Raw genomic sequence first — 6,344 nt, 5'->3', positions numbered from 1 at the left:
ATGATTTTAATGAATTGCGAAGCCTTTTCGGTTTGTATTCTTACCATATAGGTTCCTGAACTTAATCCTGAAAGATCCACCTTCACTTCATTTGATTTAAATTCTTTAACCAATACCTTTTGACCGGTAATGGTGAAGATTTCCACTTTATTGATCTCTTCAATATAGCTTATATTCAATTCCGAATCTGCCGGGTTAGGATAATAGCTTAACTGTGCCAGATCTAACTCCTGAACTCCTAAACTGATAGTTACTTCAACTGCCGTTGGCATACTGCCGCAACCGTTAGCGTTTGTCAAGATTCCGTAATAGGTTTGATCTTGCAATTGGGTAGTTTTAGGAATTTCGTTGATCTGTTTTACCGCATCATCGTAACTTCCAAACCAGCTTACATTAGGTTGATCCATTTTTATATCTGAAACCATTTTTGTAGGTCCAAATATTTGTGCAGTTTGTCCTGTTGGACTTCCGGGTCTGGCCGAAACATTAACTGCAACATTTTTTCTTGCTGAAATACATCCTGAGAACTCGTTGGCTATGTAATAAGTTCCCGATGTGATCACATATGTATCAGGCAATGCCGTTGTTGTGCTGTTATCTGTGTACCAAATATAATTAGTTGATCCAATGATATTTAAATCTCCAATTGTAATACCTTCACATGTTGTAATGGATGCAATTGAAGGCGTTGTAACATTGGTTACCTGTATGGCAACAGCAACACGTGATGATTCACAATTACCTATAACTTGTTGTACATAATACGTTCCTGAAGTTACCACAGTGGTATTTGCCAATGGAATCATAGATTGTGTGGACGAATACCAGTTTAAAGTTGCGTTTGGATCTTTTGTAACAACCAAATCGTTTAAGGTTGTATTGCTGCAAACCGTTTGTGCTGAAGCGGTAGGTGCCGGCACTGTAGCTGCTACCGTAACCTGAACTGCTTGTCTTGACGATTCACAGGTTCCTGTAACCGAACTTATGTAGTACGTTTGTGTTGCAAGCAATTGACTTGATACCAACGGAGTGGTGCTTGTTGCACTATCATACCATTTTAACTGTGTATAATTAAAACCGTCGATTGTCATGTTCTGGATTCTTGTATTGCTACAAACATTCAACTGCGTGGTTGACAATGGTGACCCCTGACCCAAAGTGATCTGAACTGCTGTTCTTGTGCTGCTTTCACATGTTCCTACTGTTTGTGATGCATAATAGGTTGTTCCGTTGGTTAATACGGTACTTGCCGGTAATACATTACCGCCTGTTGACGAATTATACCATTTAATATTACTTCCCGTAATAACGATATCATTCAAGGTAGCGTTTTGCCCTGCACAGAAGTTTGGATTGTTTGCAACAGGAGCATTAACAAATGCCGGCTCGGTAATAGTAAACGTTTGCGTTTTTGAACAGTTATTAACATCGGTTACCGTTACGGTATAATTACCTTTTGTTAAGTTACTGATTGTTGTTCCACTTTGACCGTTTGACCATGTGTAAGTATAAGGGCCAACACCTCCGGAAACAGAAACGGTTACAGATCCATCATTTTGACCATAACAACTAACGTTTGTTGTGTTTGCACTATTGATAACGATAGCTGCAGGTTGTGTAATGGTTACTGTTGCCGGTGTAACAGAACTACAACCATTTGCATCGGTTATCATTACAGTATAAGTTCCCACATCTAAATTATTAACGGTAGCATTTGTAGTTGTTGTTCCGTTAGACCATATGTAGGTAAATGGTGCTATTCCTCCTGTAACAGTTACTGTGGCACTTCCGTTTTTAGCTCCATTACACAGCACATCTTTTTTATTAGATATTGTTGGAACAATTACTCCCGGCTCTGTAATGGTAAAGCTTTCTGTAATGGTGTTTGAAGTAGAATCTGTTATTTCTACATTATAAACGCCCGCCGGTAAACCTGTAGCGGTTTCGCTGGTTCCTCCCGTCGGTGTCCATAAGTAAGTGTATGGAGCATTTCCACCTATAACTGAAACGGTCGCTGTACCGTCACTTCCACCGTTACAGCTTACATTTGTTTGTGATACGGATTGGAACATTAACGGAATAGGCTGCGTGATTGTGAAAACCTCTGTTGTTGTACAACCATTTGCATCTGTTACTACTACTGTGTAGGTACCGGCTGTTAAGTTTGATGCCGTATCACTTGTTCCTCCTGACGGAGACCAAGCGTATGTATAAGGACTCGTGCCTCCGGTTACTGTTACAACAGCTTCACCGTCATTGCCGTTATATAGGCTTACATCGGTCTGCGTACCTGTTGCGTCTAAAACATCCGGATCTATGATTGTTACATCTTCTACTAAAGTACAACCACTCGCATCTGTTATAGTAACTGAATAGGTACCCGCTGATAAGCCTGTAAGAGCCGTACCTGTATCATTCGTGTTCCATAAATAAGTATAAGGTCCCACACCACCGGTTGGAGCAATAGTGATACTTCCATCATTCGCTCCGTTACAGCTGATATTTGTTACAATTGAATTAGACACTATCGCTGTTGGCTCGTTAATTGTTACTGTTTCTGTTACTGTTCTGTTTAAGGCATCGGTTACTGTTACGGTATAGGTACCACCCGCCAAACCTGTAGCTGAATCAGTAGTACTAACCGCTGGTGTCCAGTCATAAGTAAGTGGCAAAACTCCACCTTCTACTTCAACACTAATCTCTCCTGTATTTGCACCATGACATAAAACATCTGTCTTGTTCACATCTGTAATAGTAGGAGGTGGTACATCTTCATAGTAAACATCGTCTAAATACAACTGAGTACTTGAAGAGTTATCTAAATAGCCTATTGCAAAATAATCATCTGTAGTAACAGGTAAAACCACCGTATATTCCGTCCAAGTTGTGTTTACCGGGATTAATGCAATTTGGGTCTTGGTAGCAGTAGCTGTATTTCCATCTAAAGTATATACGGGTACATTGGCAGTACCTGAAACTACTTTTACCCAAAACCTAACCTGTTTAGATCCATTACCTAAATTATCTGTTGGTGGAGAAACCAATAACAAATCATCAGATGCAGTTGCAGTTGTTTTATAATATCTAAAGCCTTTACCTCCGCTGGTTCTTGTCGCATCTGTTGAAGTATAGCCATAATAGCCACTTGTAGCTCCTATATAAGCCCAACAAGTTGGAACTGTATTATTTGTTGATGAACCGGTTGCTGTAGCATCAAATTCTTCATAAAAATTACCAAAAGTAGCACAAGCTGTTTGGAAATTTACAGGATAAGTGGTCCAGATTCCAGGAGAAGCTCCACATACACTACGAATATAAACCGTGTAGTTTGTATTACCGGTTAATCCCATAATATTTTTTGTAGTAGCAGGTGCAGTGATACTCCCGGAGTCTTCCAAGCCTGTGGCACCTGATCCTGGAGCTCCCGAACTACGCACTTCATATTCATAACTAGTTACTCCTGTGGCTATAGACGCATTCCAAGATATGGTTGCTGTAGTACTTGTAATATTGGTTACTGTTAAGTTCCCGGGAAATATGCAAGGTGTTATGTCTTCGTAATAAATGTCATCTAAATATACGTAAGATGCCCCTCCGTTTCGTTCAAAAGAAAATGCGAAATAATCGTCAGTAGTAACAGGTAAAGGAATGATGAATTCTTGCCATGTATCCGTTAAAGGTATGTTGCCTTGCAACAGCGTTTTATTTGCCGATGAAGTGGTACCATCCATACTATACACTTCGAACTTATGCGTACTGATATATGAGCTCGAAGATACTTTTGCCCAAAAACGAATTTGTTTGCTACCATTCCCTAAATCAGCTGTTTCAGGCGATATTAAAAAGATATCTCCATCATAAGAAGTTCCTGTGGTACTAGTACGGTAAGTATAATATCCATTGTTTCCACTATGTGCGTATGCAGTACCATCATTTACATATCCATAACCAGAAGTAGTTACTGTGTCTATATAGTCCCAACAATCAGGATGCGTATTATTGGAAGAAGTTCCGATAGCTGTATTTTCAAAACCTTCAAAGAAATTACCTGTTATAACTCCACATAACGTATAAAAAGACACTGGAACAGGTATCCATCTTCCTATTGATGTACCACATATACTACGAACATAAACCGTATAATTTATAGACGGATTTAAGCCTGAAACAGTAGCAGATGTTGTAGTTGCATTAGTAGTAGTCCCTGTTGCACCCAATCCAGTGGTACCTGATCCTGGTGCACCTGAACTGCGTACTTCATATTCGTAAGCAGTAACACTTGTAGATGTTGACGCGGTCCATGATATATCGGCTCCTGTTTGTGTAATATTAGTAATTGTTATGCCAGTTGGATAAAGACAGGTATCTAAATCTTCATAGTAAATATCGTCCAAATATACGCCCGCCGTTCCACCACTTCGTTCAAAAGAAAAAGCAAAATAATCGTCAGTGGTAACTGGCAAAGGTATTATAAATTCCTGCCAAGAATCAGTTAAAGGAATATTTCCCTGCAATAGCGTTTTATTTGCAGACGAAGTGATACCATCCATACGATACACCTCAAATTTATGGTTGGTAACATAGCTACTTGATGATGCTTTTGCCCAGAAACGGATTTGTTTGGTACCGTTACCTAAATTGTCTGTTTCCGGAGATATTAATATTACATCTCCATTATAAGCAGCTCCTGTAGAACTGCTACGATAAGCATAATATCCGTTATTACCTGTTCTTGCAGAACTCGTACTTACATATCCATATCCGGAAGTTGTTACTGTGTCTATATAGTCCCAACAATAAGGATAGGTGTTATTGGAAGAAGTTCCTGTATCTGTTTTTTCAAAACCTTCAAAGAAATTACCAACAACTCCACAAGGGGTTTTAAATGTAGTTGTGTTAAACCATCCTGATCCTAAAGCTGTACAAGCATACTTAACATAAACAGTATAAATAGAACTCGGAAAAAGACCTGTAAGCGGTAAAGATGAAGTACCTGTAGCAATTGTTCCTGTTGGAGTTGTAGAACTTGTGGGTTCTGTCCCTTCAGTTACATAAAAATCCATCGGAGTACTCGCCGGAATAGATAAATTTAATGTAGCAGTAGGTACATTAATATTTGTTACACTTACTGTTCCCTTATATAGACACGCAGGGGGGGTAAATGTAAATACTTGATTGTTTGATGGTTTTGTGCTTATATCAGTTACCGAAACAGTACTCGTTACAGTTGGAGTTGACAGATTGGTATTCAAATTTAAAAATGAACCATTGCCACTGCCTGTTGCTTCATTTATTCCTATAGATGCAGAACCTGTACCATTAATTGATCCGGATTCTTGGCGATATACGAATTGTATTACATTTGTTGTTTCATATAACTTTACTTGAAATGATATTACAGGATCTGTTGAGGCATAATTCCATTCCCAGTTTAGCCATTCTACAGTTAATACACGATTAGGAGCAGTACCTGTAAGTTCATAAGATGCTTTTGATACATTATTTGAGTTTACAGTCGCTCTCCCATCTAAATCATCCCACAACGGAGCTATTATTGGTCTATTCGTAGCATTTGTTGCAGATAAATCATTCGTAGTAAGAGTACTTCCTGTTGAACCTAATGAAATAAATCCATTACTACTCATAAAAAAATTTGTATAGGTACTTGTTCCGTATACAAAGTTGAAACCTATGGGTAAAGTTGCACTTATACCAGAATCTGCCTCAACAGCAGATACATTGGTCGCACTCGTCGAATTAGGCGTAAATGTTCCTATTTGGTTTGTGAAGGTATATGAAGCTACTTGTGCTTTGCTAGTATATCCTATAAAGAGTAGAAACATTAATACGCACATTTGCGTAATTTTTTTCATATGTTTTAGTTTTAAAAAGTGAATAAGTAAAAAATTAATTTATAAATATATAACAACTATATATATATAACAAAAAATTAACAATAAAAAAACCTGGCTTACAATTTTGTAAGCCAGGTTTAATATCAAAGATTATTAATTTTTATTTTTTAATAATTTTAATGAATTGCGAAGCCTTTTCGGTTTGGATTCTTAGCATATAAGTTCCTGCACTTAAACCAGAAAGATCTACCTTAACCTCACGCGATTTAAATTCTTTACTTAATACCTTTTGACCGGTAATGGTAAAGATTTCAACTTTATTGATCTCTTCAATATAGCTTATATTCAATTCCGAATCTGCCGGGTTAGGATAGTAGCTTAACTGTGCCAGATCTAACTCCTGAACTGATAAACTAACGGTTACTTCAACTGCCAATGGCAAGCTTCCACATCCGTTTGCTCCGATTAAGATTCCGTAATACGTTGTTT

The 6,344-nt window shown here is 38.1% G+C and carries 2 protein-coding genes; both read right to left on the bottom strand.

Features of this window, described 5'->3' with window-relative positions; all coding sequences use genetic code 11:
• A partial coding sequence (locus BLW20_RS14175) for an Ig-like domain-containing protein (RefSeq protein WP_143037824.1) occupies nucleotides 1-5,873 on the bottom strand: 5,873 nt, incomplete at its 3' end.
• Nucleotides 5,874-6,015: 142 nt separating this feature from the next.
• Nucleotides 6,016-6,344: T9SS type A sorting domain-containing protein (locus BLW20_RS14165; protein WP_143037823.1), on the bottom strand; the 329-nt coding region annotated here is incomplete at its 5' end.

This window comes from Paenimyroides marinum, assembly GCF_900108395.1.
GTDB classification, from domain to species: domain Bacteria; phylum Bacteroidota; class Bacteroidia; order Flavobacteriales; family Flavobacteriaceae; genus Flavobacterium; species Flavobacterium marinum.
The sequence above is the reverse complement of the archived record's forward strand: the minus strand, read 5'-3'. Positions and strand labels throughout refer to the sequence as shown.